Origin of the sequence: Paraburkholderia sp. XV, assembly GCF_020177535.1 — a bacterium.
Lineage (GTDB): Bacteria > Pseudomonadota > Gammaproteobacteria > Burkholderiales > Burkholderiaceae > Paraburkholderia > Paraburkholderia caribensis.
Genome location: NZ_JAGUUD010000113.1, coordinates 1 through 26,848, shown reverse-complemented (window position 1 = coordinate 26,848; position 26,848 = coordinate 1). Strand labels below are relative to the sequence as shown.

Here is a 26,848-nt window from a genome sequence, read left to right as displayed (position 1 = left end):
CAGCGCGAAAGACCGGAATTCTAGACACTTGCATGCGGGGTTGCAAGTGGTTTTTTGATGTGCGTAAAACGCATGACATATGAGGCAAGTACACGCGCCCTGCCTGCAGATATACGTCAAAGGCCAGCATGCCTCTCCATTACGCGCGAGACGACATTCAGATAGTGATCGAGATCCGGCGTGGCGCGATTCGCTTCCTTCGCGAGATCGTCCCAGCGACGCAAACGCAGCGCGTCCTCGGCAAATGGCTTCTTCAGGAACGCCTGCGCCTCGTCGTCACTGAATATGCCGCCCTGCAGTTCGAGACTGCGCACGGAATCCACTGACAACTTCCCAAAGTACGCCGCATCGATAGCGCACAGGCAGCGCTTTGCATCGACGTGCAGCCGAATCGGCTCCAGAACCGCTTCCGGCAGCACCGGCCGCAAGAACGGCAACGCAAAGTATTGATGCAGATCGTCGATACCGCGCGCGGTCGGCGTCTCGCCCTGCCGGTTCAGCAAATGCCCGAGGTCGTGCAGAAACGCCGCCGCAATCAGCTCATCGGCGGCGCCTTCGGATTCCGCCAGCGCACCGCTTTGCAATGCATGCTCGAGCTGCGTCACCGGCTCGCCGCTATAGGCAAGCTGCCCGTGCGCTTCGAACAGTCCGCGAATGTCGTCGAGATTCAGTGCCACGACATCACTCCCACGGAAGAGAAAAGGTCTTGAGATTGGTGAAGCTCTTCATCGCTTCCTGCACGCCTTCCTTGTATCCAAGCCCCGAATCCTTGATGCCGCCGAACGGCGTCAGCTCGACGCGATACCCGGGCACTTCCCACACGTTCACCGTGCCGACGCGCAGTTCGTTGATAAAGCGCGGAATCGCGTCCTGCCGGTTCGTGCACAGTCCGCACGACAAACCGAACGGCGTGCCGTTGCTGATACGGATCGCGTCTTCGATCGTGTCGAAGGTGATGATCGGCGAGACGGGGCCGAACGTTTCCTCGCGAATCAGCGTCATCGACGGATCGACCTGATCGACGACCGTCGGCGCGTACAACGCGCCCTTGCGCTGATTGCCCGTCAACAGGCGCGCGCCGTGCGCGACGGCCTCGTTCACGCGCGCTTCGAATAGACGCGCCGCGTCGGCGTCGATCACGGTGCCCATCTGGTTCGACGTATCGAACGGATCGCCGTACGTCCATTCGCGTGTTTTCTCGACGACCAGCTCAGTGAAGCGCGCCGCGATGCTCTTCTGCACGATGATCCGCTTGACGGCCGTACAGCGCTGCCCCGAGTTCTTGTACGAACCCTGCACGGCGAGCGTGGCCGCGCGTTCGATATCCGCGTCTTCGAGCACGATCAGCGGATCGTTGCCGCCGAGCTCCAGCACCACGCGCCGGTACCCCGCGCGCTCGGCGATATGCTTGCCGATCGCCACGCCGCCCGTAAAGGTGACGAGTTCGGCGAGTGGATTCGTGATCAGTTCATCGGCGATTTCGCGCGGGTCGCCCGTCAGCACCTGCAGCATCGGCGCAGGCAAACCGGCTTCATACAGAATATCGGCCAGATAAAAGGCCGACAGCGGCACCTTCTCCGACGGCTTCAGGATCACGCGATTATTCGTCGCGATGGAAGGTGCGATCTTGTGCGCGACCTGGTTCATCGGGTGATTGAACGGCGTGATTGCGACGATCACGCCCGCGAGCGGATCGCGCTGCGTGAACACGCGCCGCTTCTTGCCGTGCGGCGTCAGATCGCAAGAGAAGCTCTGGCCGTCGTCGCGCAGCGCTTCGATCGACGCGAACTTCAGCACGTCGGCGACCCGCCCGATCTCATAGCGAGAGTCCTGCTTCGACAAGCCCGATTCGAGCGAGATCAGATCCGACGCCGCTTCGAGCCGCTCGCGCAGCAAGTTGCCCGCGCGCTCGAGGATCTGCGAGCGCTCGTAACGCGAGAGCGTCGCCTGATAAGCGGACGCGTATTCGAAAGCGGCGCGCACGTCGTCGACGCTCGCCATCGGCACCGTGCCGACACGCATGCCCGAATACGGATCCAACACGTCGAGCGTGCGTGCGCGGGCCGCGCGCTCGCCCTTCAGACGCAGCGCTTCCGCACGAAACGCGGGATGGTCGTTGGACTGCAGGATTGCGTTCATGAGGCCGCCACATTGTTTAACGCAAGGTCGAACACGTCGAAATTGCGCAGACGCTTGCCCGCGACGCGTGCTTCGTCGATGCGTCGATTGAAGATCAGCGGCACGACCTGCTCCGAGATGCCGCCGTGCGAACGCAGCGGCACGGTCAAGCCCGACAGGTCATGTTCATCGCGGCGCGTGCCGAGCGCCGTATTCTTTTTGCTGACGACGACGATGTCGCCCACGCGGTCGTTCGGCAACTCGAAGCGCTCGCACGCCGCCTGGTTGTCGAGCACGACTTCGATGTCCTTCAAGCCGCCAAGGCGTTCGATCAACTGCCGCGCGTTTGCATCGCGCGGCAGATAGATCGTCGCGAATGAACCGAGCGCGCCGTGGTGCACCACGTAGGGATCCGTGATCGGCAGAATCACGCGGGCCGCGCGGGGGCCGAGCCATTCGTCCATCACGTCCTGCAGATAGATCACGTTCGGCTCGCCCGTGCGCGGATCGTGCTTCGCGTTCATGCCGTGGTCGGCGGTGAGGCCGATCACCCAGCCGAGCGCGTCGAGTTGCGCCAGATAGCCGTCCATCATTGCGTAGAACGCGTTCGCGCCTTCCGTGCCGGGCGCCCACTTGTGCTGGATGTAGTCGGTGGTCGACAGATACATCAGGTCGAGCTTGCGCGTCTGCGCCAGCCGCACGCCCGCCGCGAACACGAACTCGGACAGCCCCGCGCTGTACACGTCGGGCACGGGAAGACCGACCAGCCCGAGCACGTCGTCGATGCCGTTCTCCTCGAGCGTCACCTTGTCGGCCTTTTCCGCCGAAAAGCAGATGCCCTTCATCTTGTCGCCGAGCAGACGGCGCAGCTTGTCTTTAGCCGTCACGACGGCGACGGCGGCACCCGTGTCGGCGGCAGCGGCCAGCAGCGTCGGCGCACGCAGATAGGCGGGGTCGTTCATCATGACTTCGGCGCCCTTGCCTTCGTTGGCCTGCGGGTCCCAGAAGTAGTTGCCGCAGATGCCGTGCACCGAGGGCGGCACGCCGCAGACAATCGACAGGTTGTTCGGGTTGGTGAACGACGGAATCACGCAGTCGCCCTTGAACGCCGCGCCGTCGCGCAACATCTTGCCGATATACGGCGCCACGCCCGCTTTCACAGCCGCTTCCAGATAGTCGTACTCGCAGCCGTCGACACACACGACCACCGTCGGCTTGACGGGCAGCCGGTAGCTGCGGCCATTCACTTCAACACTGCGTTCGAATTGGATTGCCATTGCACTCTTCCCTGCGTCGCCGACGCGTGTTCTTGATTCGTTCAGGCCCGTTCAGGCGAGCAGCGCGCTCAAGCCGTCATTGCCTTCGTCCGTTCCGTTCGACGCGCGCGGCACGGCAATGCCCTGCGCGGCCTCATGCGCGCGCTGCCTGCCGCCGTCCACGTGCGCGAGCATCAGTTGCGCGGCTTCGTCCGCGTTGCGCGCGGCGAGCGCCGTGAGAATCGCGCGATGCTCGGCGAGCGAGCGCTCCATCGCATCACCCCGCACGCCCAGCGCGGCGCGCCGGAACAGACTCAATTCACCCACCAGCCTGCGATACGTCTCGTACAACTTGCCGTTGCCCGCTGTCGCGACAATCGCGTCGTGAAACGCGACGTTCGCGCGCGCATAGGCGTCGTGATCGCGGGCATCGAGCGCGGCGCGCATGGCGTCGACATGCGCGCGCAGCGCCGCCAGTTGCGCGGCATCGATACGCGATGCCAGCATCCGGCACGCCGCCTCTTCGAGCACCGCGCGCACCGCGTAGATTTCGTCGGCTTCCGCCAGCGACACGGTCCGCACGAACACGCCACGGTTCTTCTCGTTGCGCACCAGCCCCGCCTGCTCCAGCGCGCGAAACGCCTCGCGCACCGGACCGCGCGACACCTGCAGCCGTGTGGCCCATTCCGTTTCGTTCAGCTTGTCGCCGGGCGCCAGCTTGCCGTCGACGATGTGCCGCTCGATCTCGTCGCGCACCAGCGCCGTCAGCGAATGCCGCCTGACCACTTCGATCCGATCGCCCGGGTCAATTTCCATATTTTCGGTCATTTCGACAATATTTGCCACATCTACATGCGTGGTGTGCCGACCTCGACACACCTCACGAAAAATCAGGAAACGTTGACGGTCAGTCCACGCGGCGACGCGGCACGCGGGCGGCAATCAGCACCAGCGCGGCAAGCGACGCGATCAGCAGAATCAGCGACAGCGCCGACGCCGGCAGGTAATAGCCGCGCTCGACCTGTCCAACCACGACGATCGGCACCGTGGCGAAGCCCGGCGGATAAACGGTGAGCGTTGCGCCGAGTTCACCGAGCGACAGCGCGAAGCCCAGCGCGAGCGACGCGCGGATCGCGGGCACCAACTGCGGCAGCACGACACGGCGCAGCACCATCGACGGCGGCGCACCGAGGCTCGCAGCCGCCTCGCGCAATACGGTCAGCTCGGGCCGCAACGCGGCCGCCGCGCAGCGATAGCAAAACGGCAACACCAGCGCGAGCTGAACGAACACGACGATGGCAGCGGAACTCGACAGATCGAGGGGCTTCTTGTGATACGCGATCAGCACGGCCAGACCGAGCACGACGCTCGGCACGCCGTTGGGCACCATGGCGATCGTGTCGACGAGCGCGCCGAGGCCGCGCCGGTCGCGCCCTTCGAGCGCAAGCGCGAGCCACAGGCCCAGAATCGTGCCGAGGATCGCGACGCCGAAGCCGATCTGAAGGCTGGTCACGAGTGCATCGAAATCGCTGCCGCCGAGCCGCTCGAACCAGCGCATGCTGAAGCCGTCCGGCAGGATCGTGCCCGACCAGTGCGCGGCCACGCTCGACAGCGCGACCACGATCACGGGCAGCACGAACAGCCAGACGCACAACAGCGCGGCGAACCCCATGAACAGCCCGCCCGCGACGCGCGCGACGAATCCGTGTTGAACGGGCCGCGCGCGATGTGGCACGGCGGGCAGCACGGTTTGATCGAGATCGGACATTACTTCGCTCCTCGCACCTTGCGCTTGTTGACCTGGCGATACAGCGCATACAACGACAGCGACATTGCCAGCATCACGACGGCGCCGGCGGCGGCAGTGGGCAGATCGAGATCGACGGTGGCCGAACTGTAGATCGCCACGGGCAGCGTGATCAGATGCGCGCTGCCGAGCACGAGCAGAATGCCGAACTCATTGAGCGTCAGCAGAAAGCACAGGATCGTGCCCGCGGCGATACCCGGCCAGGCGAGCGGCACGATCACGCGCAACGCAACCATCCAGCCGTTCGCGCCGAGGCTGCGCGCGGCTTCGATCAGACGCATGTCGAGCGTCGCGAACGACGCAAGGGTTGGACGCACGACGAACGGCGCGTAGAACACCACTTCCGCGAGAATCACGCCGCCGATGCCGAACAGGAAGTCGAGCGGCGGCGCTTCGAGATGAAAGAGCCGTTGCAGCCCGATACTGACGGAGCCTTGCGAGCCGTACAGAAAGATCAGCGTGAACGCGACGAGGAACGACGGGAACGCGACGAACAGTTCCAGAAACCGCGTGACGAGCCGCGCGCCCGGAAACGGCTTGAAGAACAGCAGCGACGCGAGCGCCACGCCGAGCAGCGATGCAAGCCCGGCGCTGGCGAACAGAATCCACAGCGTCGTGCCGATCACGCCGCTCGTCTCCGGGTTCCGGAAAAACGTCGAATAAGCGTGAAAGCCCAGTCCATGCTCGCCCGACAGGCTCAGCAACACGAGCCGCACGAGCGGATAAATCACGAGCGGGCCGAGCACGAAAATAGCGAGAAACGCCAGATGCCATTGCGACAGGCGCTCGCGCCGGCGCTTTGCCGCCGCGTGCGAGGCGGCCGTCGCAGCGCGGCGGGCGTCAGCCGCTTGCGCGAGCGCGTCGGAGCCGGCGTCAGGGCTGAATAAGGACGACATCGTCTGCCTCGTAACGCAGGGAGATCCGCGCGCCTTTTTCGGGCGTCATGCCGGTGCCGCGCTGCATCGACACCTGCACGGGTTCGTTGGGCATCGCGTCGAGGGCGACCTGCACGGCCAGCACCGAGCCATACCATTCGACCGTCGAAATCGTGCCGTGCAACTGGCCTTCGCCGAGCGGCACGATACGCATCGCCTCGGGACGCAGACACGCGACGCGCTCGCGCTCGCTGTAACGCGCATCACCGAGTGCAAATGCGACGCTCGGCGGCAGCAGGTTGGCCGCGCCGAGATAGCGCGCGACGAAGGCGTCGTTCGGCTGGTCGTACAGTTCCTGCGGCGTGCCGAGCTGCGCGATCTGGCCGTCGCGCATCAGCAGCGTGCGGTCGGACAGCACGAGCGCGTCGTCCTGGTCGTGCGTCACGCAGACGATGGTCAGATTCGGCAGGCGCTCATGCAGCGCCTTCAGTTCGGAGCGCACCGACGCGCGCAGATTGGCGTCGAGCGCGGAAAGCGGTTCGTCGAGCAGCAGCACATCCGGCTCGATCACGAGCGCACGCGCCAGCGCCACGCGCTGCTGCATGCCGCCCGACAGTTGCGCGGGCATCACGTGGCCGGCGTCGCCGAGTTGCACGAGCTTTAGCGCATCGGCGACACGCCGCGCGATTTCCTTCGTCGAGATGCGGCGCGCGCGCAGACCGAATGCGACGTTCTCGAACACGGACAAATGCGGAAACAGCGCATAGCTCTGGAACAGCAGCCCCAGATTGCGCTTGTGCGGCGGCACATGCGTGAGGTCGCGGCCCGCGACCGTCAACGTGCCGGCAAGGCCGTCCGCCTCGATGAAACCGGCGATGAAGCGCAGCAACGTCGTCTTGCCGCAGCCGCTGCGGCCAAGCACGGTCAACAGTTCGCCGCGCTCGATCGTCAGCGACAGATCGTCGAGCACCGTGCGCGAGCCGAAGCGCACGGTCAGATGTTCGATCTGCACGCCGCCCGGCGCGCCCGTCTGCGCGACGCCTTGCGCGCGCGGCGTGGCGACTGGCGCGCCCGAATCCGCGAGAGTTGCAGTGTTCACCGGGCCATCCTCCTGCGTTGGTGAATTTGGTTGGCGCATGCTAGCGCCAGCATGCTTTTTTGCGCGGCGGGACGAGCGTTTCAACGAGCATCGCGCCGCGCCTTCCATCCGATGCTTCGATTACTTCGGCTTGACGACTTCGAGCTGCTTGCCCGAACTGCCGATCACTTCGCTCTTCCAGCGGGCCGTCCAGTCAGCCTTCTTCGCCATCACCTGGTTCCAGTCGACGGGGATCAGCTTCACGCCCGCGATTGCCTGCTTGACGGCTGCGCCGTTCTTGCCCGAAAGCGCAACGTCGGTGCGGCCCGGAATGCCGAAGATGTCCGGCACCTTCGATTGCACTTCCGTCGACATCAGATAGTCGATCAGCTTCTTACCCGCGGCCTGGTTCGGGCCGTTCTTGATGAGCGCAATGGCGTACGGCAACTGGAACGTGGTCGGCTGGCCGCCCGCATCGGCTGCGAGGAAAATCGGCTTGATCGACAGGCCGCCGTTGGCTGCGTCGTCGAGATCCATCTGCAGGTCGCCGTTCGCCACCGCGATTTCGTTACGCGAGAGCAGCACGTCGAGGTAGCCCGTGCCCTTGGTGTGGAACTTGGCGCTCTGCTCGAGCTTCTTCAGGTAGTCGAAGGCCTTGTCTTCGCCCATCAGCGAAGTGGTCAGGATGATCACGGCCATGCCGTCGCCCGCCGTTGCCGGGTTGGAGTAGGCGACCTTGCCGCTGTAGTCAGGATGCAGCAGATCCGCGAACGTCTTCGGCTGGTTCTTCACCACTTCCGGGTTGATCGCGAACGAGAAATAGTTGTTCACGAACGTCGCCCACGCGCCATCCGACGCCTTCGCGATGGCGGGCACGTTCTTGTAGTTCACGCTCTCGTAGTTCTGCAGCAGGCCAGATTGCGCCGCCGTCTGGATGAACGGCGGCAGCGTGACGAGCACGTCGGCCTTCGGCGCGTCCTTTTCGACGGTTGCGCGGTTCACGACTTCGCCGCTGCCTGCCGTCACGATGTTGACCTTCACGCCTTCCTGCTTCTCGAACGCGGGCAGCACGTCCTTGTAGAGATTTTCGAGGCCGTCAGCCGTGTACAGCACGACCGCGCCCGCCGCGTGCGCGGACATCGCGCCGCCGAACGCGGCTGCCGCGACCAGCGCGGGCAGCAGCTTGCGAGCCGTCTGGCCAATACGACCAACGCGGCCCGTCGAGCGAAGGTGATCCGTCTTTTTCATGTCGTTCTCTCCGAAAGGCAAAAACCTGTGGGTAACCCGTTAGTGGTGGTGTCCGGACCGCGCTTCGGGCGCGCGGTCCGCCTGACGTCGCGGCCGGGAGCCGCAGAGATTGCAGATTGCTGACAACTTTTTTTGCGGCGTTTGCGCCAAGGCATCCCTCCGACGATTACGCGTTGCTGGCTGCCTTGCCTGAATGGGCCAGGCAAGGATCGTCTTTTTTTGTGACACGGACGTGAAGATTCTGCCGATTTCCACAAAATGACACAAATAGCCAATAATATGCAAAGCAGCCGTCAATACAACTGCCGATGCAATGTGCGCCCGCAACGGCGCAACCGATCCATTCGAAGGAGGCTCTGTGATTTCTGGAAACGACCCGATCCTGCTCACGCCGGGACCGCTGACGACCTCGCCCGTCACGCGTCAGTCGATGCTGCGCGACTGGGGATCGTGGGACACCGCATTCAACCGCATGACGCACAGCGTCTGCGCCGATCTCGTCGAGATCGTACATGGCGAAAATGACTACGTGTGCGTGCCGCTCCAGGGCAGCGGCACGTTCGCCGTCGAAGCGGCGCTCGGCACGCTGGTGCCGCGCGACGGCCGCGTGCTGGTGCCGAACAACGGCGCTTATTGCGCGCGCATCATCAAGGTGCTGCAGCGCATGGGCATCGCGTATGTGGAACTGCCGCTGCGCGAAGACGAACCCGTGAGCGCCGCCGCGATCGAAGACGCGTTCAACGGCGACCCGCGCATCACGCACGTCGCCCAGGTGCATCTGGAGACGAGCGCGGGCCTGCTCAATCCGCTCGACGCGATCGCCGCCGTCTGCAAGCACCACGGCAAGTGCCTGATCGTCGACGCGATGAGTTCGTTCGGCGCGCTGCCCATCGACTTGCGCGGCAGCGGCATCGACGCGCTGGTGTCGGCCAGCGGCAAGTGTCTGGAAGGCGTGCCCGGCATGGGCTTCGTGATCGTGCGGCGCAGCGTGCTCGAAGGGTGCGAAGGCCGTTCGCCGTCGCTCGCGCTGGACCTGTACGACCAGTTCGCATACATGCAAAAGACCACACAATGGCGCTTTACGCCACCGACGCATGTGGTTGCCGCGCTGCGCACGGCGCTGGACCAGTTCATCGCGCAAGGCGGTCAGCCCGCGCGCGGCGCGCGCTATGCGAGCAACTGCGCGGCGCTGGTCGACGGCATGAAGGCGCTCGGCTTCGAGACGTTTCTGCCGGCGGACGCGCAGGCGCCCGTGATCGTCACGTTCCACGCGCCGCGCGATCCGAAGTGGCAATTTGTGCAGTTTTATGCAGCTGTGCGCGAGGCCGGGTACATCCTCTATCCGGGCAAGCTGACGCAAGTGGAGACGTTCCGCGTCGGCTGCATCGGCGCGATCGACACGAACGAGATGCACAACGCCGTTGCCGCGATCGGCCGGACGCTGGCGCGCCTCGGCATCAGCGTGAAGTAAACGAGGCGGTAGCAATGCGAAGCGCGACACTCACGCGATCAGGATTTCGGGGCCGCGCGCGGTGATCGCCTTCGCGAGCGCGCGGTCGGGCGCAAGTTCCGTGACGACGTAACGCGCCTTCTCCATCCCTTCGATGCGTACGGGTGTCACGCGGCCGAACTTGGAATTGTCGGCGACGACGATGACTGTATTGCCCGCGCCGATCATCCGGCTGCGCACTTCTGCCGCCATGCGCGAGTAATCGGAGAGTTGTGCGTCGGGCGTGATGCCGCCCGCGCCGATCAGCGCGAAGTCCGCGTGATAGTGCGACAGCTGGGTGATCGTATCGAGGCCGAAGGCGGCGTCTTCGTTGTCCGACAGTTCGCCGCCGAGCAGCGTCACGCGGTTGTCGTTGCGCCGGCCGAGCAGCAGCGCGATGCGCCAGTCGTTCGTGTAGACGGTAAGCCGGTGGCGGTCGGTCAACGCGCGTGCGGCCGCGTGCGTCGTGCTGCCCGAATCGATGATGACCGACGCGCCGTCCGGCACCAGTTGCGCCGCGCGCTCGCCGATTGCGCGCTTCGCGCTGGCGTTGGCGGCGTCGCGCGTATCGAGGTCCGGCTCGCGCCGGTCGCTCGACAGTGCGCCGCCGTGGGTGGTCACGATCAGACCGCGCTCGGCGAGCGCGTTCAGATCGCGGCGGATGGTCTCGCGCGATACGTTGAGCTCGCGAACCAGCTCGGCGACCGATAGTGCGCCCGTCTTCGTGACCTGCGCCAGAATATATTGATGACGTTGTTCTGCCAGCATCGGTTGTGTTGGCCGCTGCAAGGCGGCGAGCGTGTATTCAAGGATCGGGCAAGCCCGCGCCGTATTGTATTACGCATGGCGGCACGGCGCGGAGGGAACGTGTGCTGGCTGTGGGCTGGCCGTGGGGCTTCGTTGGCTTGCCGTTGGCGGACGGCAGGCGTATGCCGTTCCTATGCCCCTCACCTGCCCTGAACAGCCCGCGCCGTAACGCTGCCGATGTTCCGCGCGCCGCATCCCTGCTAATCTGAGCGGTCTTCTCTCGCATCGCCGATGCGCTCGAACCAACCGCCGATGCCTCCTCTGTTTCGCCGACTACGACTGCTGTTCCACGCGTTGCGCTATGGCGCGCGGCTCATCTGGCTAGCCGCGCCCGAGCATCACAAGCTGCACTGGATCGTCACGCTTGTTTCGCGCGTGCACGCGTCGCCGGGCGGCCGCGCCGGCGTGCATCGCGCGTTGCCCAATCTCGGCCCGCTGGCGAGCGCATTCGCCGAAGCGCTCGCGCGCCGCCCCGAACTCGCGACAGGCACGCTGCACGACGCGATCGATGCCGTCAGCCACCTCGAAACGCCCTTGCCGCCCGAGCAGGTCGAACAGGCGATAGCGGCGGCGCTCGGACGCCCAGTGTCGACGCTGTTTGCATCGATCGATCTGACGCCCGCGAAAAACGGCTTTGCCGAACAGACGCATGTCGCGCGGCTGGCCGAGCCGATCGAAGGGCATCTCGACATTGCGCTCAAGCTCGTGCGCGTCGCGCAAGTCCAGGAAATCGCCGACGAGGCCGCGCTGCTGCGCTGGGTCGCGCGCTGGATGGAAAAGCTCTCGAAGAACGCGCGCCGTCTGCGCCTGCGCGAACTCGCCAATACCTTCACGCAGGAAATCCTGCGCCGCTTCGATCTGCGCGCCGAAGCCGCGAACCTGAGCCAGACCGCGCATCATTTCGACGGCGACAAGCGTCTTGCCGTGCCCGCCGTGATCTGGGAGCTTTGCACCGACAGCACGCTGGCGATGCAGCATGTCGAATCGCTGCCCGCGCTCGATCTCGGCGGTCTGTCGGCGCGCGGCGTGAAGCTGGCGCCGCTTGCCGGACACATTATCGAAGTCGTCACCGAGCAGGCCTTCGAGCACGGCTTTTTCCACGCGACGCTCGACGCACGGCGCGTGCGTGTGAGCATCGAGCAGGACACGCTCGGGCGCATCGTGCTCGCGGACTTCGCGGTGATGTCGAGTCTTTCGTCGCAGGAGCGCGAGTTCTTCGTGCACGGCGCGACGGCGCTGTTCGACCAGGACTACGGAAGGCTCGCGCACCTGCATCGCGATGCCGGCCATGTGTCGCAAGACACGCGCCCCGAGAAGCTCGAAGCCGAACTGCGCACGCGCGCCGAGGCGCACTTCGCGCCGCAGTCGCATGAACGCTCGGCGGGCGCGCTGTTCCATCATCTGCTGTTCGCCGTCCATCCGTTCGGCGGCGACGTGCCGCCACGGCTCGCCGCCGCGCAGCGCGCGTTCGGCCAGGCGGAGATGCTGGCGAACGCGCTGCACCCGGGCGTCGATTCGTGGCAGATCGCGCGTTCGGTGCTGGCTACGCTCGCGCGCCGCGAGTTCGATCATCGTGGCTGGATCAAGCATCTCGCGCAGGAGTTGCCGCATCTCGCGCATCTCGTGCCGCGCATTCCGCAGCTTACGGTGCATTATCTGCAGCATCGGCACGAAGTCACGACGGTCAGGCAACAGGCCCAGCTGGTCAGCGACGTGCTGATCGAATATCGGCGCACGCGTTCGCTGTTGTGGGCCTGCACGGTTTGCGGCGGACTGCTCGGCGCGATTGCCGTGCTGCTCGCGTACTGAGCGGCTTCGTCTCGGAACGCGTCGTTGCTCAAGCTGCGCGAAGTGCAGCTTCGAACAAGACGGCCACGCGCGCTTTGACGGATACTGCGGGCCTCGTGTCCGCCGTTCAAGTCATCCGATGCTGGTTGTTTTCAATGCCGTCGTGTTCGTGGTCCTGTGGTCGACGGGCTTCGTGGTCGCGCGCGCGATCAAGCCCTACGCCGATCCAAATCTCTTCCTGCTCGCGCGCTTCGGCGGCACCGCGCTGCTGTTCATGGCGGCTGCGCTCTTTGCGCGCGTCGAATGGCCGAGGGGCCGCGCGCTCGGCAAGCATCTGCTCGCGGGCGCGCTGTTACAAGGCGTGTATCTGGGCGCGGGCTACTGGGCCGTCGCGCAAGGGATGAGCGCGGGCATCATGGCGCTGCTCGGCGCGTTGCAGCCGCTGCTGACGGCGGCCGTCGCGGCGCCGCTGTTCGGCGAACGCCTGTCCGGGCGCGGCTGGACAGGCATGCTGCTGGGTCTCACGGGCGTCGTGCTGGTACTGGAGCCGAAGCTCGCCGCCACGGCTGCGACCGTCGCGCCGGATCAGGCAGGCAACGTGCCGGAATGGCTGGTCGTGACGGTGTCGATTTTCGCCGTGTGTGCCATCACGGCAGGCACGCTGATCCAGAAGACGTCGCTGTCGAAAGCCGATATACGCAGCGCGAGCGCCGTGCAGAATGTCGGCGCGGCACTCGTCGTGCTGGTGTTCGCGCTGGCGCTCGGCGAGCACAGATGGATTCCGTCGCCGGCGCTGTGGGTGTCGCTCGCGTGGGGCGTCGTGATGCTGTCGGGCGTGAGCGTCACGTTGCTTGTGTGGATGGTCCGGCGCGGCGACGCGTCGCGTGCGACGGCGCTGCTGTTTCTCGCGCCGCCGCTCGCCGCGCTCGAAGGCTACGTCGGCTTTGGCGAAACGCTGACGGCGGTGCAGGTGGCCGGCTTCGTCGTCGCGCTGATCGGCGTGCTGCTCGCGCGCTCGTGATCGCGCCGGCGGGCGGCGGCTTTCTCGCGCCGCCTGCCCACGCGCCGCTTCGATCAATCCGCCGTGTCGGCGTTCGCCGGCACCTTTGCGCGGACCTTGCTGCTCGGCGCGGGCGACCACGCGGGTCGCGCCTTGCGCTGCGAATCGACGACCACGATATAGCGTCCGGCCCACGGCGTCGCGACGCGGTCCGAATGCAGCACCCACAGCGAGCGGCCGTCGGCGACGAGCGCCTCGTAGTCGCGGTCGAGTATGCCGTAGTGATCGAGGAACACGTTCAGCGACGCCGGTATCCGCACGCAGCCCTTCGAATGACGGATGCCGAGAATCGGCTCGAGTTTGTCGGGGTCGGTTGCGTGCATCTGGAAGCGCATCTGCGACATGCCGCCCTTGCCCCAGCCACGCTCGCCCTGCGCCCAGCCGAGATCGAAGATGCGCATGTCGTGGCCGCCGTAGCCGCGAATGCCGTTCTGGTTCATCGTGCCTTCGGCGCGAAAATCCATATTGCCCGGCGTGTGCTCGAATACGCCGAGCGGCGTGATGAAGTGATCGAATTGCCCCGGCCTTCCCGTTGCGACGGGCGACGCGCCGATCATCTGCCACGCGTCCGAGGGCGCCGCGCGGAAGTAGATGAAGAGCGCCTGCACGTTCTCGTTGCGATCGACGAGCACCACATACTCGCCCGACAGATTGCCCAACTCCTTCTGCACGAGCGCCTGCTGGAGGCGCTCGCCGTATGCACGCTGCTCGACGGCGGGCACGTTCAGACGGCGTGTCACGCTGCGCGCGAATACGTCGCGCATCAACAGCGCGCGGCGCGGGTCCACGCGGCCGGCGGCATCGTGCGCGGCGACGGCAGTGGCGTCGACGGCAGCACTGGACGCGACTTGCGGCGCGTCGGCGGCATGCGCGTTTTGCGCGAGCGTGGCAAGGGCAAGCGCCGCGGTCAACGAAAGCGCTAACGCCGATCGTCGCCCGCATGAAGGCACGCGCGAAACCGATGCGATCACAGCGATCGCCCTATCCCCGTTACCACTGCGCAGTGCGCCGCTCTGCGCATCCGCCCTCTCTCGTGCAGGCGGAATGACTACTCTGTTCTGTTTTTTGCTGGTCATTTTGTTCGAACGTCACTGCCAGTCACCCAACCCGTGCAACCACTCGTGGCGTGCTGCCGGGCATCTTCCGGCGCGGGAACGTCGTGCCCGTGCCGTATTTTCGCGCTGTCCGATTTCGGACGGCTACTGCATCTGTCGATTAAAGCGCTTATCGTTCAGATTTAATTATGGGCATGCCACATTAGACCAGACAATGTGTGACGGCGCATCGAGTTCAGCACTTCATGCGATCATCGCCCGTGATATCTGCGCCATTTGCAAGGAGATCATCGATGGACCAGCAGCAACGCACCGCGCGCCAGCGGCAGATTGCAGCCGAACTGCACGTCGCGGATGATTTCGACGCCGCGCGAGAAATCGAGCGGCGAGTCGCCTTTCTCGCCGACTATCTGCGTGCGAACGGACTCGCGGCCTATGTGCTCGGCATCAGCGGCGGCGTCGATTCGTCGACGGCGGGGCGGCTCGCGCAACTCGCCGTCGAGCGTCTGCGCGACGCGCACTACGACGCGCGCTTCATTGCGATGCGCCTGCCGTACGGCGTCCAGCATGACGAAGCGGATGCGCAGCAATCGCTCGCCTTCATCCGCCCCGACGACACCTTGACGGTCGACATCCGCCCCGCCGCCGACGCGATGCTCGCGTCACTCAGCGCGAGCGGCCTGCCGTTTGCCGACGCGTCGCAACAGGACTTCGTGCACGGCAACATCAAGGCGCGCCAGCGGATGATCGCGCAGTATGCAGCGGCGAGCGCGCGGCGCGGCATCGTGATCGGCACGGACCACGCGGCGGAATCGGTGATGGGGTTTTTCACGAAGTTCGGCGACGGCGGCGCCGACGTGCTGCCGCTCGCGGGCCTGACCAAGCGGCGGGTGCGCGCGCTCGCCGGGGCGCTCGGCGCCAGCGACGCGCTCGCGCACAAAGTGCCGACCGCCGACCTCGAAATGTTGCGCCCTCAACGTCCGGACGAGGACGCCTACGGAATCCGTTACGACGACATCGACGATTTTCTCGAAGGCATGCCGGTGAGCGACGCGGTATTCGACACCGTCATGCGCTTTTACGACAGCACGCATCACAAGCGCGCATTGCCTTATACGCCATTCGATTGAACGCGCGGCCGTGCCGACTACTTGCGCGGTGGCGTTTCGTCGCCCCCGAACGGCACGGCGCTCACCTGCAGCGGCACGCCATCCAGCTGCTTGCCGTTGAACTGTTGCGCAATAACCTCGGCGACATAGGCTTCGTCCGCTTCGACATCGACTTTCGCGTACGCGTTCGACGTGCCCTGCTCGAACACCTCGATGTCTTTTGCATAGTGACCGAGTTCGTGGCCGAGAAAATCACGTACTTCCTGCTCGGAGCAAGTCTCGGGAATATTCCACACGATGATCTTCATACGCGCCACGCTCTCAGTTGATGGTGGTCATGCCGCTGGCCGGGTCGGCGCTGCATGCCGGACTTCGAAGCCGTGCTGTTTTTGTGCTGTTTCGTTATTGTTTCGACCTTCAGCGTAGCCAGAAACGTGCCCCGCAGCAACGCAGGCGACACACGGCACCCGCGCGTGGTCCGCAAGCCCGGTCCGAACTCAGTCTGCGTTCTCGACGTTCGCTGAGCTGACCCACCAGGCCATCTTGCCTTGCGGCACATGCACGAGCACGGCGGAAGGATCGGCTACGCCGTCATCGGCGATCTCGCAAACGTCGAGTCCGTCAGCCAAACGCTTCACGGTGCCGGCGTCCTGAAAGAGCGCGAGACGATGCGCGTCGAGCGGGCGCAACTGACGGTACACGTCGTAGCTGATCGCACCCGGCGTGTCGCCGCGAATCTGCAACGCGTCGTCCTTGCCACATGGCGACGATGCGGCCAACGCGGCATGACTCGCCCCGATGCAGCCAAGCGCGGCCACGACGGCAGCGATGAATGATTGCTTCATGTTGATTCTCCAGAATGTGACGGTTGGCCGCGCATCGCGGCCACGAGGAAAGCGGATTGAACGTGCCGGTGAATTTTGCGGCCAGGCTCAGGGACCATCGCTGCCGATCGACGCGACGCCGCTGTCGCCGCCGCACGGCGCGCTACCGAAGCCCGCATAATGTGCGGACCAGTTCCCGGCGATGGCCGCTTGCGCCTCACCCAGCGACATGCGCCCTTCGCACACGCAACGCTTGAGCTTCGCCGTCAGCAACGCCTTGCGACGCTCGCCCTTGTGTCCGCCCCAAGGCAACAGATCGAGGTTGTCCTGCGCATCCGGCGATCCGCCCAGCAAGATCGGCACGCGCCGGTCCAGCGCGTAACGCGCGCCGTGCCCGGCATCGATGCCGCGTTCGGCGAGCATCCGGTCCTTGAGTTCCATCATGTCGTCGAACGGTGGCGAAACCGTGTCGGCGTAGCCGGGCCGGCATATCGTCGTGGCGATGTTCTGCTGCGAGACGCGCTCGTCGAGCATCGACGCGTCTTGTCCGAATGACGCCGACGCATGCAGATACAAGCCCGCCGACACGGCAACGAGCGCCATGGCGCGCAGGCGCATCGTTCGCGCGAGCCCCGTGACGCGGCCCGCGTCACCGATGGTCGATTCGATCCGACTGATGCTGTGCGCCTGCTCGAGCGCGTTCTTCTTCCCTTCGTTCATTAATCAGCGCGCCTTTTAGTAGCGCGGAAGAGTTAATTCGCAGGGCAATTAAAACACATCCGGGACGCATGACGTAAATACAGCCAGATTGAATCGCTTCACTTTTTCGATGCCGGCGGCATCGAGGGCATCGCCATGGCGCTGCGATGCCCTCGCCGCGGCGTCTTGCCGACGCACGAAAGCGCGGCCATGACACGCGTCAAAACAAACTCGCTCAATGCATCTTGGCGGCCGTCAGCGCCTGCAATGCGCGCACGCGCCCGAGCGCTTCCGTATTGCTCACCGCCTTGTCGTACATCGCCGCGAGATCGGCTTTCAATGCGGTGCGCGAGCCCCCGTCGAGATACACCATATGCCCCGACGGATAGAAGCGCGCGGACAGGTTGTCGCGCACCTGCTGGCTCAGCAGCGGCATCTGCTGCAGATCGAGCACGGTCTGATAGAACGGCGTGACGAAGTCATAGAACCCGTTCGCCGACAGCACTTTCAGATCGACGTTGAGGGCCATCACGGCAGCGAGATCGCCCGCCGTGTAGAGAATGATGTTGCCTTTGCTGTCGAGGCCCTTCTGCTCGCCCGTCGGATCGATATGGCCGAAGTCCCAGAACTTGAACGCCTGATCGTTCAGATCCGTGAACGCCGAGTTCGATGTGAACTTCAACTGTTCGTTCAGATAGACGTTCCATATCGTCGTGTAGACGCCCGTGACGGCCGTCATGGTCGGATCGTTGCCGCCAGAGTTCGGATCGATCTTGCCCGCGATGCCCGTTTCGATCGCCGTGACGCGGCCGTCGTAGGCGCCGAGCGCAAGCCCCTTCGACTTGAGCAGCGTGGTCAGGAACAGCGAATTGCCCCGGCTGTCGTACCCGGCTATGTCGAGGCTCCACGCCAGCAGCGTGGCCTTGTCGATGCCCGTGTACTCGCTCAGCTTTTCGACGACGGCGCTGTCGGTGGTCGGAAACTTGCGCAGCGCGTTCAGGTAGTCGGTGCGCGCAAACTGCGCGACCTCTTCGACGAACTGACCAAGGTCCGTGGGCCGGGGCGCGACGCCGAGCTTCTTGTGATACCACGCGTCCGCGGCGGCTGTGGGCAGCGCGCCGACGGGGTTGCCCGCCTGCGTGTAATCGAGGATCGACGATTGCAGCGTGATGCCGTTCAGATCGACGCCGTCTTCATGCAACTTGTAGGCGAGCACGCAACTGCGCGCCGTGCCATACGATTCGCCGAACAGAAACTTCGGCGAATTCCAGCGGTTGTTCTTCGTCAGATAGCGCTTAATGAACTGTTTGATCGAGTCTGCGTCCTGATCGACGCCCCAGAAATCGCGGTTCTTGCGCGGCGCGACGGCGGCCGAGTAACCGGTACCGACCGGGTTGATGAAAATCAGGTCGCTCTTGTCGAGCAGGCTGTCCGGGTTGTCTTCCATCTGATACGGCGCGGGCGGCGTGAAGCTCGGCATCGACGTCTTGATGCGGCGCGGCGCGAACGACCCCAGCAGCACGAACACCGACGAGGAGCCCGGCCCGCCGTTATAGAAGAACGTGAGGGGACGGCTCTCTTCTTTCTGGTTGTCCTGCGTGAACGCGACGTAGAACATCTTCGCGCTCGGCAGCGAACTGGACGGATCGACTGTCACCAGATGGCCGGCCGTTGCCGTGTAGTTGATCTTCTTGCCGCCGATGGTGATGGAATGCTTCGTGATCGCGGCGCTTTCGCTGATGTCGGTGACCGAGTCGTCGGGCCCGTTGCCGTATGCGACGGGATCGAAGAACGGGTGATCGCCGGGCTTGTGGGACGCGCTCGCAGCAGAGGCTTCCTGCCCGGCGTGTGAATTGTGAGGCGACTGCAAACTGCCGGAAGCTGATTCTGTATTCGTCATGATCGCTCCATCGAATGCCTGTATATGTTGCCCACTGTTGCGATGCGTTGATCGCCGCCAAAAGCACGGCGCCCGAGCCGCGAGCGCCCGCTCTTCAAACTCTCTTCAAACTATAAGGCCGCTGCCACCTTCACACCATTGGGACTGCCCAATCCCGTGCACGCATCCCAGCCGGTCGTCGCGGCATAGCTGCCGTTGTTGCCCTGCGTGATGTCGTTGCAGGCGCCCGCCGCCTTGTACAGCTTCGGATTGACGAAGCCGACGGGCACGCCCTTCGCGCCGTTGATGCGCGCGATCAGCGCGGCCCACAGCGGCGCGACAGCGCTGGTGCCGCCGATCACCGTGTTGTTGCCGTCGACGATCACGTCGTAGCCGGTGAGCGGCGACGCGTCGCCCGCCACGTCCGGCACGCCGCGGCCCGTCAGCGCCCGCTTGCCTTGCGCGCCCGCGACGGACAGCCCTTCCTGCCACGCCGGCACGGGGAACATGCCGCTCACGCCGCCGCCCGTCGCGCCGCCGTTCGCGCCGTCGTTCCACACCACTTCGCGCGAGACCGTTTGCCCCGAGCCTTGCAGGCTGGTGCCGCCGCACGCCAGCACGTACGGGCTCGACGCGGGGAAATCGACATGGTCGCCGCCGTCGCCCACGCCGTCGCCGGAGCCGCTGTCGCCCGATGCCGCGCAGACCGTCACGCCGACGGCCGCCGCCGATTGCAGCACATCGTTGAACGCGTTCATTGACTGCGCGGTCCACACGCTTTCCGGCGCGCCCCAACTGATCGAAATCACCGACGGCTTGTTAGTCTTGTCATGCACCGCGCGACTGACCGCGTCGATAAAGCCCGCGTCGCTGTTGGTCGTGAAGTACACGGCAATCGTCGCGCCCGGCGCGATGGCGCCGGCGATCTCGACGTCGAGCGTGACTTCGCCGTCCGGTCCGTTCGGGTCGCCAGAAGGATGGTTCCCACCCTGGTCGACGCCGACGGCGACGACTTTCGGCGAGCCCACACCGAGGCTCGAAAAATAGTTGTCGAGGTCGGCCGTGCGATAGCCGCCGCCCAGTTCGATGATGCCGATGCACTGGCCGTTGCCGTCGCCCTGCGGAAACCCGTACAGCGAAGCGAGTTGCAACGGCGTGAACGACGATGCCTGTTGCGCCTGCGCCGGCCGGAACGGCGGGCGAATGCGGAAATGCGGCCGCGCCTGCGGGCGATCGTCGAGACCGAGCACGGCCGTGACGACGCCATGCAGGTCGTCGGGCACGCTGATCGCGCCCGTGCGGCCGCGAAACTGGCCCATCGATTGATGCTCGTAGTGCTGCAGTTGAACGTCGAACGCCTTCTGGAACTGATCGATCTTGCCGCTCAGCACGACAGTGCGCGCCGACGGGTCTTCACGCACGACGGTAAACCCGTGCTGCGCGGCGAATGCCTTCAGTTTTGCAAGGTCTTCCGCCGAAGCGCCAAAGCGCTGTTCGAGTTCCTCACGCGTGAGCGGCTTTGCATCCGCGGCGCCCGCTTCGATTTTTTTCATCATCTGGGCGAACTGCTGCTCGTCCTTGCGGCGCAGCACGACCACGACCTGAATCGTTTCCGACGGATCGCACTGCGCGATCACCTTCGAACCGGGCGCGAGCTTGCGCTCGCTGCCGGGCAATGGATGCTTCGACATGGTTGCGATTCTCCCTGTGTCGACGTGAGCGCTTTAGCGCGCCCCGTCTTATCCAGCATGGTTGCGGCGACTGATGCGAAGCCACGACATCCGTCCGACCAATCCATTCGAACACAGTTCCAGCGCGTGCGACACCTGGCCGATCGGCTAGCTTCCGGCATGGATCAATCGGGGTTACGCTGCTCCAGCAGCTTTTACGCCGTTGCGTTACGCTATGCGACCGCGTGCCAGAGAGCGCGCGGAACCCCAAGAATTCGAGGACCCTCCATGACCATCTCGATGTTTCAGGCATCCATCCCCGTGCTGATCCGCGGCCTGACGAACCTGCAGGCCATTCTCGGTAAGGGACAGGCGCACGCGGCAGAAAAACAGATCGACCCGTCGGTGCTCACGGGCGCCCGTCTCTTTCCGGACATGCACCCGCTGGCGCGTCAGGTGCACATCGCAACGGATACCGCGAAGGGTTGCGCAGCGCGGCTGGCCGGTGTCGAAGCGCCCAAATTCGACGACGTGGAGTTCACCTTCGACGAGTTGCACGCGCGCATTCAGAAAACGATCGATTATCTGAAGGAGTTCAACGCGGCGCAGATCGACGGCTCGGAGACGCGCACCGTCACGCTGAAGATGCGCACCGGCCCGGTCGAGTTCAGCGGCCTGTCTTATCTGCTCGGCTTCGCGATGCCGAACTTCTATTTCCACGTCACGACGGCGTACGACATCCTGCGTCATAACGGCGTCGAACTCGGCAAGCTCGATTTCCTCGGCAAGCCCAACAGCTAAAGTTGAAGGGACCTATTGGCGAGTAATGCGCGAACTGGATCAGCCGGGTTTCGCGCATCGCGGCTCGAGCCTGGGCGTGGGCGTCGGCGTGGATAAGGCGCGGCCCACCGCCAGTCAGACGCGCGGCTGGAACGCTATGACGCCCATGCCGGCCAGCGTCAGCGCGGCGCCCACAAGATCCCATGCGTTCGGACGCACGTGGTCGACGCACCATAGCCAGAGGATCGCCACCGCTACATAGACGCCGCCGTATGCGGCATAGACGCGGCCCGCCGCCGCGCCATGAAAGGTCAGAAGCCATGCGAACAGCGCAAGGCTCAACGCGCCCGGCAACAGCAGCCACGCGGGGCCGCCGTCCTTGAGCCAGCGCCAGGGCAGATAGCAGCCGACGATCTCGGCGATCGCGGTCATAACGTAGAGCAACAGGGTCTTCATCGGCGGGATTGAGGTGATCGGTCAATACGACGACATACGGCGACACGGCTTTGGCCGTGCAGTCTATCGCCTTTATTAACACAATCACTTTGCCTGCCGCCGGCGCGCCATGCGACATTGACCTTTCATCCTCCATTCAAACGATCGCGAGCACGCCAGCATGAGTGTCAAATCGCCCTGTATCGACATCTGCAAGTTCGACAGCAAGACCGGATATTGCATTGGCTGCCTGCGCACGAAGGAGGAATGCAAAGGCTGGAAGAAGATGAAAGACAAGCATCGCCGCAAGGTCATCGACCAGAAGCCGGAACGCGCGGCGATGATCCGCAAATAAGCCCGCTCGACGCGGGCGCGTCACAGGCCCGTCAATCGAGCGACAGGCGCAGCGCGAAACCGATCAGCGCGGCGGAGAACGTCCAGCGCTGCACAGACTGCGCAAGCGGATGCGCGCGCACCCAGCCAGCGATCCGCGCGGCGCCGATCGCATAGACGGCGTCGAAGCACGCGCCCAGCGCAACCAGCACGACACCTAGTTCGACCATCTGCCATGCGACGGGCCCCGCTTCCGGGCGCACGAACTGCGGCAACAGCACCGAACAGAACAGCAGCGCCTTCGGGTTCAGCAGATTCGTGAACAGCCCTTTGACGAACGCCGTCCGCAACGCGCCGTCGTCGCCTGCCTGCGCGCCATTCGACGGCAGCGCGAACATGGGCGAGCGGAAAATCTGCACGGCTACCCACGCCAGATAGATCGCGCCGCCGTAGCGCACGACTTCGTAGAGCCACGGCGCGTTGCGCAGCAGCGCGGCGACGCCGCACGCGGACAGCGTGACATGCGTCGCGCGCGACAGGCCTAGGCCGACGGCGGCGGCGAAACCATTGCGCGCGCCGCGTCCGATGCTCGTCTGCAGCACGAGCGCCATGTCCGGTCCGGGCAGCGCAAACACCACGACGAGAGCGGTGACATACATGATCAGAAGATGAGCGGAAATCATGGGAACCTCACGTTTCGAGGCATTCATGATGCATTCGAGCGAGTAGCGAATATTGGCGTTTTACTACCACCAAACATTATGAATTAGAGAATTGCCCTAAAATATGCCTCTACGCTAAAGGTTTCCGCCAAACATGATCGAACTCGACAAAACAGACCGCGCCATCCTCGCCGCGTTGCAGGCGGACGGCCGGATGTCCAACGCGAAACTCGCCGAAACCGTCGGTCTGAGCGAAACGCCCTGCGCGCGACGCCTCAAGCGCCTCGAAAACGACGGGGTTATCGAACGGTATCGCGCGATGCTGTCGCGCCCGGCGCTCGGATATGGCGTCGTCGCGTTCGTATACGTGCGCTTTGCCGTGCACGACCGCGCCACGGCGACGCGCTTCGAGCGCGAGGTGCTGGCCATTCCGCGCATCCTGTCGTGCCACAACGTATCGGGCAGCGCCGATTACGTGCTGCAAGTGGTCGCGCGCGATCTCGACGATTACGGCACGTTCATGCGCGACGAGATGCGCAGCTTGCCGGGTGTGACTTCGGTGGAATCGTCGCTGTCGCTGCGCGAGGTGAAGGCGAACGGCGGCTTGCCCTTGAGTTGAACCCTGCGACGCGCGGCGCGAAATGCGCGGCGAGTCGTGGCATAGTGAGCGCCTCGCCGTCACGGCATGATGAATCACGGAGCATTGGCATGGACCACGCAGCAGCGCGAGCCGAAGAAACCCGCGCCATGGAGCGCGTTCTGAACGCAACGAAACAGGTGCAGACGGCATTCGCCGCGCTGCAGTCGCAATTCCCGCCGGACGGCAGCGGCCGTCCATCTCAGATCGCGTTGCAGACTTTCGACGCCGCGCTGCAGGAACTGGAAGACGCCCAATCCGAATTCGACACGATCCTCAACGATTTGCTTGACGGCAACCGTTGAGCCGACTACGCGCCGGGTGACTGATGACGTGCGGCGTCACGCGCGGAGCAGGCGTGTCGCGCTGCCTCTGACGCGCGCCGCGGAGAAGGCGGGGGTTGGCGGAGGTTGACAGTTAGTTGCGATTCAACAGGCGGCCACCATCACTGTAATGTATGGCGACTGATTCAGTAAATAAATTTTATAAATACATCGAGCTTGGCTAAGCTGGCTTCACCTCTTCCAGGGCGAAGCAGCGATGGCGGAACTCTATCTGGTACGGCATGGCCAGGCGTCTCTGGGCGCCGACGACTATGACCAGCTTTCAGACGTAGGCGAGCAGCAAGGCATCTGGCTGGGCGAATACTTCGCGCAGCGCGATATGGCGTTCGACCGCGTGATGACGGGCACCCTGCGCCGCCATGCGCAGACCGTCGACGCGATCCGGCGTGGCCTCGGTGTGCCCCGCATCGATTGCGAGATCCATCCCGGTCTCGACGAATACGACTTCCACGCACTGTTTCGCGCGCTCGGCGACGAGCACAGCGCACTGGCCGAACGCGCCACGCGCAGTCCGCGCGATTTCTTCAAGGCTTTGCGCGAGGTCCTGCAACTGTGGACGGAAGGCGCGCTCGACGGCCGCGCGCCCGAAACCTGGGCCGCGTTCCAGCAACGCGTCGTCGATGCCCGCGCCGCGATCCAGCAAGGCAGCGGCCAGCGCGTGCTGGTCGTCAGTTCCGGTGGCGTGATCGCTGCGCTGACCCAGCAGGCCTTACAGGCGCCCGCCGCCACGGCCATCGCGCTCAACATGCAGATTCGCAACAGCAGCGTCAGTCATTACTTCTTCAATCGCGACTCGTTGCATCTGTCGAGCTTCAACGGCATCGGCCATCTCGACGATCCGCAGCGCAGCGCCTTTCAGACCTATGGCTAATCCGGGGCATCACGCATCGAACGACATGACTTGCGATCACCACGACACCACGCTCGACCTCGACCGCCTGGCACGCTACCTGGAGCAACACGTCGCGGGCTTTCGCGGCCCGCTGCGCGCGACGAAATTCGCAGGCGGGCAGTCCAATCCGACGTATCTGCTCGACGCGCCAGGCGGCCGCTACGTGCTGCGCCGCCAGCCGCCCGGACAGCTGCTGAAATCGGCGCATGCCGTCGACCGCGAATTCCGTGTGCTGAGCGCGCTCGGCGATACGCCCGTGCCGGTCGCGCGCGCCTGGCATCTGTGCGAGGACCGCGATGTAATCGGCAGCATGTTTTACGTGATGAGCTACGAGGACGGCCGCATCTTCTGGAACCCGGCGCTGCCCGAACTGGAGCGCGGCGCACGGAGCGACTATTACGCGTCGATCGTGAGGACGCTTGCAGCGTTGCATGACGTCGATCCGCAAGCAGTGGGACTCGCCGACTACGGACGCGCGGGCAATTACTTCGAGCGTCAGATTGGCGTCTGGACAAAGCAGTACCGCGCTGCCGAAACGCGACGCATCGATGCGATGGAAGCGCTGATCGACTGGTTGCCGGCGCACTGCCCTGCCGATGAACTGCGCGCATCGCTCGTGCATGGCGACTTTCGCATCGACAACCTGATCTTCGCGCACGACGCGCCACACGTACGCGCGATTCTCGACTGGGAGCTGTCGACGCTCGGCAATCCGCTCGCCGATCTCGCGTACTTCTGCATGTGCTTGCGGCTTCCCGCCCGCGGTCATATCACAGGGTTGCGCGGACAGGATCGCGCGGTCCTGGGTGTGCCCGACGAGGAAGAGATCGTCGCCCAGTATTGCGCGTTGCGCCGGTTGCCTGCGATCGATCACTGGCCGTTCTACCTGGCGTTCAGCTTCTTCCGGCTCGCGTCGATTGCGCAGGGTGTCAAGGCGCGCGCGCTGCAAGGCAATGCATCGAGTGCGCAGGCGCATGAGGTTGGCGCGATGGTCGAGCCGCTCGCACGACTTGCCGCCGAGCTGATCGCGTGAGCTTCGAACACACACATCGACGAGAACATGAAGGAGACAACCTTGAGTACGAATCTTTTCGACCTGACGGACCGCATTGCGCTCGTGACGGGCGCGAGCCGCGGCATTGGCGAGGCGATTGCCAGGCTGCTTGCGCAGCAGGGCGCGCATGTGATTGTGTCGAGCCGCAAGCTCGAAGAATGCGAGCGTGTCGCGGCGGATATCCGCGCGGCGGGCGGACGCGCCGAAGCATTTGCGTGTCACATCGGGCGTATGGAGGATATTGCGGCGACGTTCGCGCACATTCGCGAGAAATATGGGCGGCTGGATATTCTCGTGAATAACGCTGCCGCGAATCCTTACTTTGGGCATGTTCTTGATACGGATCTTGCTGCTTATAACAAGACTGTCGAGGTGAATGTGCGTGGGTACTTTTTTATGTCGGTGGAAGCGGGCAAGTTGATGAGAGAGCGCGGACGCGGCGCGATTGTCAATACGGCGTCTGTCAACGCGCTAAGGCCTGGCGATATGCAAGGGATTTATTCGATTACCAAGGCGGCTGTCGTCAATATGACCAAGGCGTTTGCCAGGGAATGCGGGCCGTTGGGGATTCGGGTTAATGCGCTTTTGCCTGGGTTGACCAGGACCAGGTTTGCTGGTGCGCTGTTCGAGAATAAGGATATCTATGACCAATGGGTCAATAGTATTCCGCTGCGGCGGCATGGGGAGCCGGCTGAAATGGCAGGGACTGTGTTGTATCTCGTTTCTGATGCGGCTAGCTATACGAATGGGGAGTGTGTAGTGGTCGATGGAGGACTGACCGTCTAAGGGTTTTTTTCTGCCCTTGCTCGGGCGCGCGTGATTTTTGGTTTTTGGTTTTGGGGTTTGGGTTCTGGGTTCTGGGTTCGGCCGTTGCGCTGGCATCCGCGACTTGCTTTCGTGCTTCACGCGTCGCCCCTGTGCGGGGCGGCACCTACTTTTCTTTGCCGCC

28 protein-coding genes are annotated in these 26,848 nt (G+C 64.4%); 11 read left to right on the top strand and 17 right to left on the bottom strand.

Annotated features, from left to right (window positions below; all coding sequences use genetic code 11):
• Positions 1–116: 116 nt before the first annotated feature.
• From KFO72_RS34240 to phnS, 8 genes are all read right to left on the bottom strand, one after another.
• Entirely contained in the window at positions 117–677 is a 561-nt protein-coding gene (locus KFO72_RS34240) for a phosphonate degradation HD-domain oxygenase (RefSeq protein WP_054932463.1), read from the bottom strand.
• Positions 678–681: 4 nt separating this feature from the next.
• Positions 682–2,139: a phosphonoacetaldehyde dehydrogenase gene (gene phnY / locus KFO72_RS34235; RefSeq protein ID WP_062916313.1), complete on the bottom strand. Its 1,458-nt coding sequence runs from the start codon at positions 2,137–2,139 to the stop codon at positions 682–684.
• Complete coding sequence (gene phnA / locus KFO72_RS34230; protein ID WP_225033945.1) at positions 2,136–3,395, bottom strand: phosphonoacetate hydrolase; 1,260 nt, start codon at positions 3,393–3,395, stop codon at positions 2,136–2,138. Before phnA ends, phnY begins: the two co-directional genes overlap by 4 nt.
• A gap of 51 nt (positions 3,396–3,446) precedes the next feature.
• On the bottom strand, positions 3,447–4,202 hold the full coding sequence (locus KFO72_RS34225; RefSeq protein ID WP_225033944.1) for a phosphonate utilization associated transcriptional regulator: 756 nt from the start codon (positions 4,200–4,202) through the stop codon (positions 3,447–3,449).
• Positions 4,203–4,281: 79 nt separating this feature from the next.
• Entirely contained in the window at positions 4,282–5,142 is an 861-nt protein-coding gene (gene phnV / locus KFO72_RS34220) for a 2-aminoethylphosphonate ABC transport system, membrane component PhnV (protein WP_054932466.1), read from the bottom strand.
• Positions 5,142–6,077 (bottom strand): 2-aminoethylphosphonate ABC transporter permease subunit, encoded by a 936-nt coding sequence (locus KFO72_RS34215; protein ID WP_060603390.1) that lies wholly within the window; start codon positions 6,075–6,077, stop codon positions 5,142–5,144. The genes phnV and KFO72_RS34215 overlap by 1 nt, the downstream gene beginning before the upstream one ends.
• The gene (gene phnT / locus KFO72_RS34210; protein WP_176053988.1) at positions 6,055–7,155 is read right to left on the bottom strand and encodes a 2-aminoethylphosphonate ABC transport system ATP-binding subunit PhnT; all 1,101 of its coding nucleotides are present in this window, start codon (positions 7,153–7,155) and stop codon (positions 6,055–6,057) included. The genes KFO72_RS34215 and phnT overlap by 23 nt, the downstream gene beginning before the upstream one ends.
• A 120-nt stretch (positions 7,156–7,275) precedes the next feature.
• Positions 7,276–8,382 carry a 2-aminoethylphosphonate ABC transporter substrate-binding protein gene (gene phnS, locus KFO72_RS34205; protein ID WP_107203933.1) on the bottom strand — a complete coding sequence of 369 codons (1,107 nt, stop codon included), beginning with the start codon at positions 8,380–8,382 and terminating at the stop codon, positions 7,276–7,278.
• Between the two features lie 361 nt (positions 8,383–8,743).
• On the opposite strand from phnS, the gene KFO72_RS34200 reads away from it, so the two are divergent.
• Complete coding sequence (locus KFO72_RS34200; RefSeq protein WP_225033946.1) at positions 8,744–9,853, top strand: 2-aminoethylphosphonate--pyruvate transaminase; 1,110 nt, start codon at positions 8,744–8,746, stop codon at positions 9,851–9,853.
• A 30-nt stretch (positions 9,854–9,883) separates the two neighbouring features.
• On the opposite strand, the gene KFO72_RS34195 is transcribed toward KFO72_RS34200, so the two are convergent.
• Positions 9,884–10,639 (bottom strand): DeoR/GlpR family DNA-binding transcription regulator, encoded by a 756-nt coding sequence (locus KFO72_RS34195; protein WP_036001284.1) that lies wholly within the window; start codon positions 10,637–10,639, stop codon positions 9,884–9,886.
• 291 nt (positions 10,640–10,930) lie between these two features.
• Between KFO72_RS34195 and KFO72_RS34190 the strand changes: the two genes are divergently transcribed.
• Both KFO72_RS34190 and KFO72_RS34185 read left to right on the top strand, forming a co-directional pair.
• The gene (locus KFO72_RS34190; protein WP_225033943.1) at positions 10,931–12,487 is read left to right on the top strand and encodes an ABC1 kinase family protein; all 1,557 of its coding nucleotides are present in this window, start codon (positions 10,931–10,933) and stop codon (positions 12,485–12,487) included.
• A gap of 118 nt (positions 12,488–12,605) precedes the next feature.
• Entirely contained in the window at positions 12,606–13,487 is an 882-nt protein-coding gene (locus KFO72_RS34185) for a DMT family transporter (RefSeq protein ID WP_225033942.1), read from the top strand.
• 53 nt (positions 13,488–13,540) lie between these two features.
• Here KFO72_RS34185 and KFO72_RS34180 read toward each other — a convergent pair whose 3' ends face one another.
• The gene (locus KFO72_RS34180; protein ID WP_225033941.1) at positions 13,541–14,602 is read right to left on the bottom strand and encodes a L,D-transpeptidase; all 1,062 of its coding nucleotides are present in this window, start codon (positions 14,600–14,602) and stop codon (positions 13,541–13,543) included.
• A gap of 272 nt (positions 14,603–14,874) precedes the next feature.
• Between KFO72_RS34180 and nadE the strand changes: the two genes are divergently transcribed.
• Positions 14,875–15,711, top strand: a complete 837-nt coding sequence (gene nadE / locus KFO72_RS34175; RefSeq protein ID WP_054932473.1) for an ammonia-dependent NAD(+) synthetase — start codon at positions 14,875–14,877, stop codon at positions 15,709–15,711.
• Between the two features lie 17 nt (positions 15,712–15,728).
• Here the strand turns inward: nadE and KFO72_RS34170 are convergent, their stop codons facing one another.
• The 5 genes from KFO72_RS34170 to KFO72_RS34150 form a co-directional block, all read right to left on the bottom strand.
• Entirely contained in the window at positions 15,729–15,998 is a 270-nt protein-coding gene (locus KFO72_RS34170) for an RNA-binding protein (protein WP_054932474.1), read from the bottom strand.
• Positions 15,999–16,187: 189 nt separating this feature from the next.
• Complete coding sequence (locus tag KFO72_RS34165) at positions 16,188–16,535, bottom strand: hypothetical protein (protein ID WP_060603405.1); 348 nt, start codon at positions 16,533–16,535, stop codon at positions 16,188–16,190.
• An 87-nt stretch (positions 16,536–16,622) separates the two neighbouring features.
• A complete protein-coding gene (locus KFO72_RS34160; protein WP_107203930.1) occupies positions 16,623–17,234 on the bottom strand; it encodes a hypothetical protein in 612 nt (203 codons plus the stop codon).
• A 214-nt stretch (positions 17,235–17,448) separates the two neighbouring features.
• A complete protein-coding gene (locus KFO72_RS34155; RefSeq protein WP_225033940.1) occupies positions 17,449–19,113 on the bottom strand; it encodes a S10 family peptidase in 1,665 nt (554 codons plus the stop codon).
• A gap of 110 nt (positions 19,114–19,223) precedes the next feature.
• Complete coding sequence (locus KFO72_RS34150; protein WP_225033939.1) at positions 19,224–20,783, bottom strand: protease pro-enzyme activation domain-containing protein; 1,560 nt, start codon at positions 20,781–20,783, stop codon at positions 19,224–19,226.
• Positions 20,784–21,050: 267 nt separating this feature from the next.
• Between KFO72_RS34150 and KFO72_RS34145 the strand changes: the two genes are divergently transcribed.
• Complete coding sequence (locus KFO72_RS34145; protein ID WP_054932479.1) at positions 21,051–21,563, top strand: DUF1993 family protein; 513 nt, start codon at positions 21,051–21,053, stop codon at positions 21,561–21,563.
• Positions 21,564–21,677: 114 nt separating this feature from the next.
• Here the strand turns inward: KFO72_RS34145 and KFO72_RS34140 are convergent, their stop codons facing one another.
• Entirely contained in the window at positions 21,678–21,998 is a 321-nt protein-coding gene (locus KFO72_RS34140) for a YnfA family protein (protein WP_054932480.1), read from the bottom strand.
• A 160-nt stretch (positions 21,999–22,158) separates the two neighbouring features.
• Here KFO72_RS34140 and KFO72_RS34135 point away from each other — a divergent pair, with 160 nt between their 5' ends.
• Entirely contained in the window at positions 22,159–22,332 is a 174-nt protein-coding gene (locus tag KFO72_RS34135) for a DUF1289 domain-containing protein (protein WP_036001247.1), read from the top strand.
• A 31-nt stretch (positions 22,333–22,363) separates the two neighbouring features.
• Here KFO72_RS34135 and KFO72_RS34130 read toward each other — a convergent pair whose 3' ends face one another.
• On the bottom strand, positions 22,364–22,993 hold the full coding sequence (locus KFO72_RS34130) for a LysE family translocator (RefSeq protein ID WP_054932481.1): 630 nt from the start codon (positions 22,991–22,993) through the stop codon (positions 22,364–22,366).
• A 133-nt stretch (positions 22,994–23,126) separates the two neighbouring features.
• Here KFO72_RS34130 and KFO72_RS34125 point away from each other — a divergent pair, with 133 nt between their 5' ends.
• The 5 genes from KFO72_RS34125 (at position 23,127) to KFO72_RS34105 (ending at position 26,685) form a co-directional block, all read left to right on the top strand.
• The gene (locus KFO72_RS34125; RefSeq protein WP_036001241.1) at positions 23,127–23,591 is read left to right on the top strand and encodes an Lrp/AsnC family transcriptional regulator; all 465 of its coding nucleotides are present in this window, start codon (positions 23,127–23,129) and stop codon (positions 23,589–23,591) included.
• A gap of 89 nt (positions 23,592–23,680) precedes the next feature.
• Entirely contained in the window at positions 23,681–23,914 is a 234-nt protein-coding gene (locus KFO72_RS34120; protein WP_007587337.1) for a hypothetical protein, read from the top strand.
• Between the two features lie 235 nt (positions 23,915–24,149).
• Positions 24,150–24,824 carry a histidine phosphatase family protein gene (locus KFO72_RS34115; protein WP_225033938.1) on the top strand — a complete coding sequence of 225 codons (675 nt, stop codon included), beginning with the start codon at positions 24,150–24,152 and terminating at the stop codon, positions 24,822–24,824.
• Between the two features lie 25 nt (positions 24,825–24,849).
• On the top strand, positions 24,850–25,878 hold the full coding sequence (locus KFO72_RS34110) for a phosphotransferase (protein WP_225033937.1): 1,029 nt from the start codon (positions 24,850–24,852) through the stop codon (positions 25,876–25,878).
• Positions 25,879–25,920: 42 nt separating this feature from the next.
• A complete protein-coding gene (locus KFO72_RS34105; RefSeq protein ID WP_054932493.1) occupies positions 25,921–26,685 on the top strand; it encodes an SDR family oxidoreductase in 765 nt (254 codons plus the stop codon).
• Positions 26,686–26,848 lie beyond the last annotated feature (163 nt).

What these genes read in the sequence shown, in the direction of transcription:
- phnA (WP_225033945.1), bottom strand. Translation starts at nt 3,395, where the DNA reads ATGGCAATCCAATTCGAACGCAGTGTTGAAGTGAATGGCCGCAGCTAC.
- KFO72_RS34160 (WP_107203930.1), bottom strand. Translation starts at nt 17,234, where the DNA reads ATGAACGAAGGGAAGAAGAACGCGCTCGAGCAGGCGCACAGCATCAGT.
- phnS (WP_107203933.1), bottom strand. Translation starts at nt 8,382, where the DNA reads ATGAAAAAGACGGATCACCTTCGCTCGACGGGCCGCGTTGGTCGTATT.
- KFO72_RS34190 (WP_225033943.1), top strand. Translation starts at nt 10,931, where the DNA reads ATGCCTCCTCTGTTTCGCCGACTACGACTGCTGTTCCACGCGTTGCGC.
- KFO72_RS34180 (WP_225033941.1), bottom strand. Translation starts at nt 14,602, where the DNA reads ATGACCAGCAAAAAACAGAACAGAGTAGTCATTCCGCCTGCACGAGAG.
- KFO72_RS34215 (WP_060603390.1), bottom strand. Translation starts at nt 6,077, where the DNA reads ATGTCGTCCTTATTCAGCCCTGACGCCGGCTCCGACGCGCTCGCGCAA.
- KFO72_RS34120 (WP_007587337.1), top strand. Translation starts at nt 23,681, where the DNA reads ATGGACCACGCAGCAGCGCGAGCCGAAGAAACCCGCGCCATGGAGCGC.
- KFO72_RS34115 (WP_225033938.1), top strand. Translation starts at nt 24,150, where the DNA reads ATGGCGGAACTCTATCTGGTACGGCATGGCCAGGCGTCTCTGGGCGCC.
- KFO72_RS34165 (WP_060603405.1), bottom strand. Translation starts at nt 16,535, where the DNA reads ATGAAGCAATCATTCATCGCTGCCGTCGTGGCCGCGCTTGGCTGCATC.
- KFO72_RS34145 (WP_054932479.1), top strand. Translation starts at nt 21,051, where the DNA reads ATGACCATCTCGATGTTTCAGGCATCCATCCCCGTGCTGATCCGCGGC.
- KFO72_RS34140 (WP_054932480.1), bottom strand. Translation starts at nt 21,998, where the DNA reads ATGAAGACCCTGTTGCTCTACGTTATGACCGCGATCGCCGAGATCGTC.
- KFO72_RS34225 (WP_225033944.1), bottom strand. Translation starts at nt 4,202, where the DNA reads ATGACCGAAAATATGGAAATTGACCCGGGCGATCGGATCGAAGTGGTC.
- KFO72_RS34125 (WP_036001241.1), top strand. Translation starts at nt 23,127, where the DNA reads ATGATCGAACTCGACAAAACAGACCGCGCCATCCTCGCCGCGTTGCAG.
- KFO72_RS34195 (WP_036001284.1), bottom strand. Translation starts at nt 10,639, where the DNA reads ATGCTGGCAGAACAACGTCATCAATATATTCTGGCGCAGGTCACGAAG.
- nadE (WP_054932473.1), top strand. Translation starts at nt 14,875, where the DNA reads ATGGACCAGCAGCAACGCACCGCGCGCCAGCGGCAGATTGCAGCCGAA.
- KFO72_RS34110 (WP_225033937.1), top strand. Translation starts at nt 24,850, where the DNA reads ATGACTTGCGATCACCACGACACCACGCTCGACCTCGACCGCCTGGCA.
- KFO72_RS34150 (WP_225033939.1), bottom strand. Translation starts at nt 20,783, where the DNA reads ATGTCGAAGCATCCATTGCCCGGCAGCGAGCGCAAGCTCGCGCCCGGT.
- KFO72_RS34130 (WP_054932481.1), bottom strand. Translation starts at nt 22,993, where the DNA reads ATGATTTCCGCTCATCTTCTGATCATGTATGTCACCGCTCTCGTCGTG.
- KFO72_RS34170 (WP_054932474.1), bottom strand. Translation starts at nt 15,998, where the DNA reads ATGAAGATCATCGTGTGGAATATTCCCGAGACTTGCTCCGAGCAGGAA.
- KFO72_RS34155 (WP_225033940.1), bottom strand. Translation starts at nt 19,113, where the DNA reads ATGACGAATACAGAATCAGCTTCCGGCAGTTTGCAGTCGCCTCACAAT.
- KFO72_RS34135 (WP_036001247.1), top strand. Translation starts at nt 22,159, where the DNA reads ATGAGTGTCAAATCGCCCTGTATCGACATCTGCAAGTTCGACAGCAAG.
- phnV (WP_054932466.1), bottom strand. Translation starts at nt 5,142, where the DNA reads ATGTCCGATCTCGATCAAACCGTGCTGCCCGCCGTGCCACATCGCGCG.
- KFO72_RS34185 (WP_225033942.1), top strand. Translation starts at nt 12,606, where the DNA reads ATGCTGGTTGTTTTCAATGCCGTCGTGTTCGTGGTCCTGTGGTCGACG.
- phnY (WP_062916313.1), bottom strand. Translation starts at nt 2,139, where the DNA reads ATGAACGCAATCCTGCAGTCCAACGACCATCCCGCGTTTCGTGCGGAA.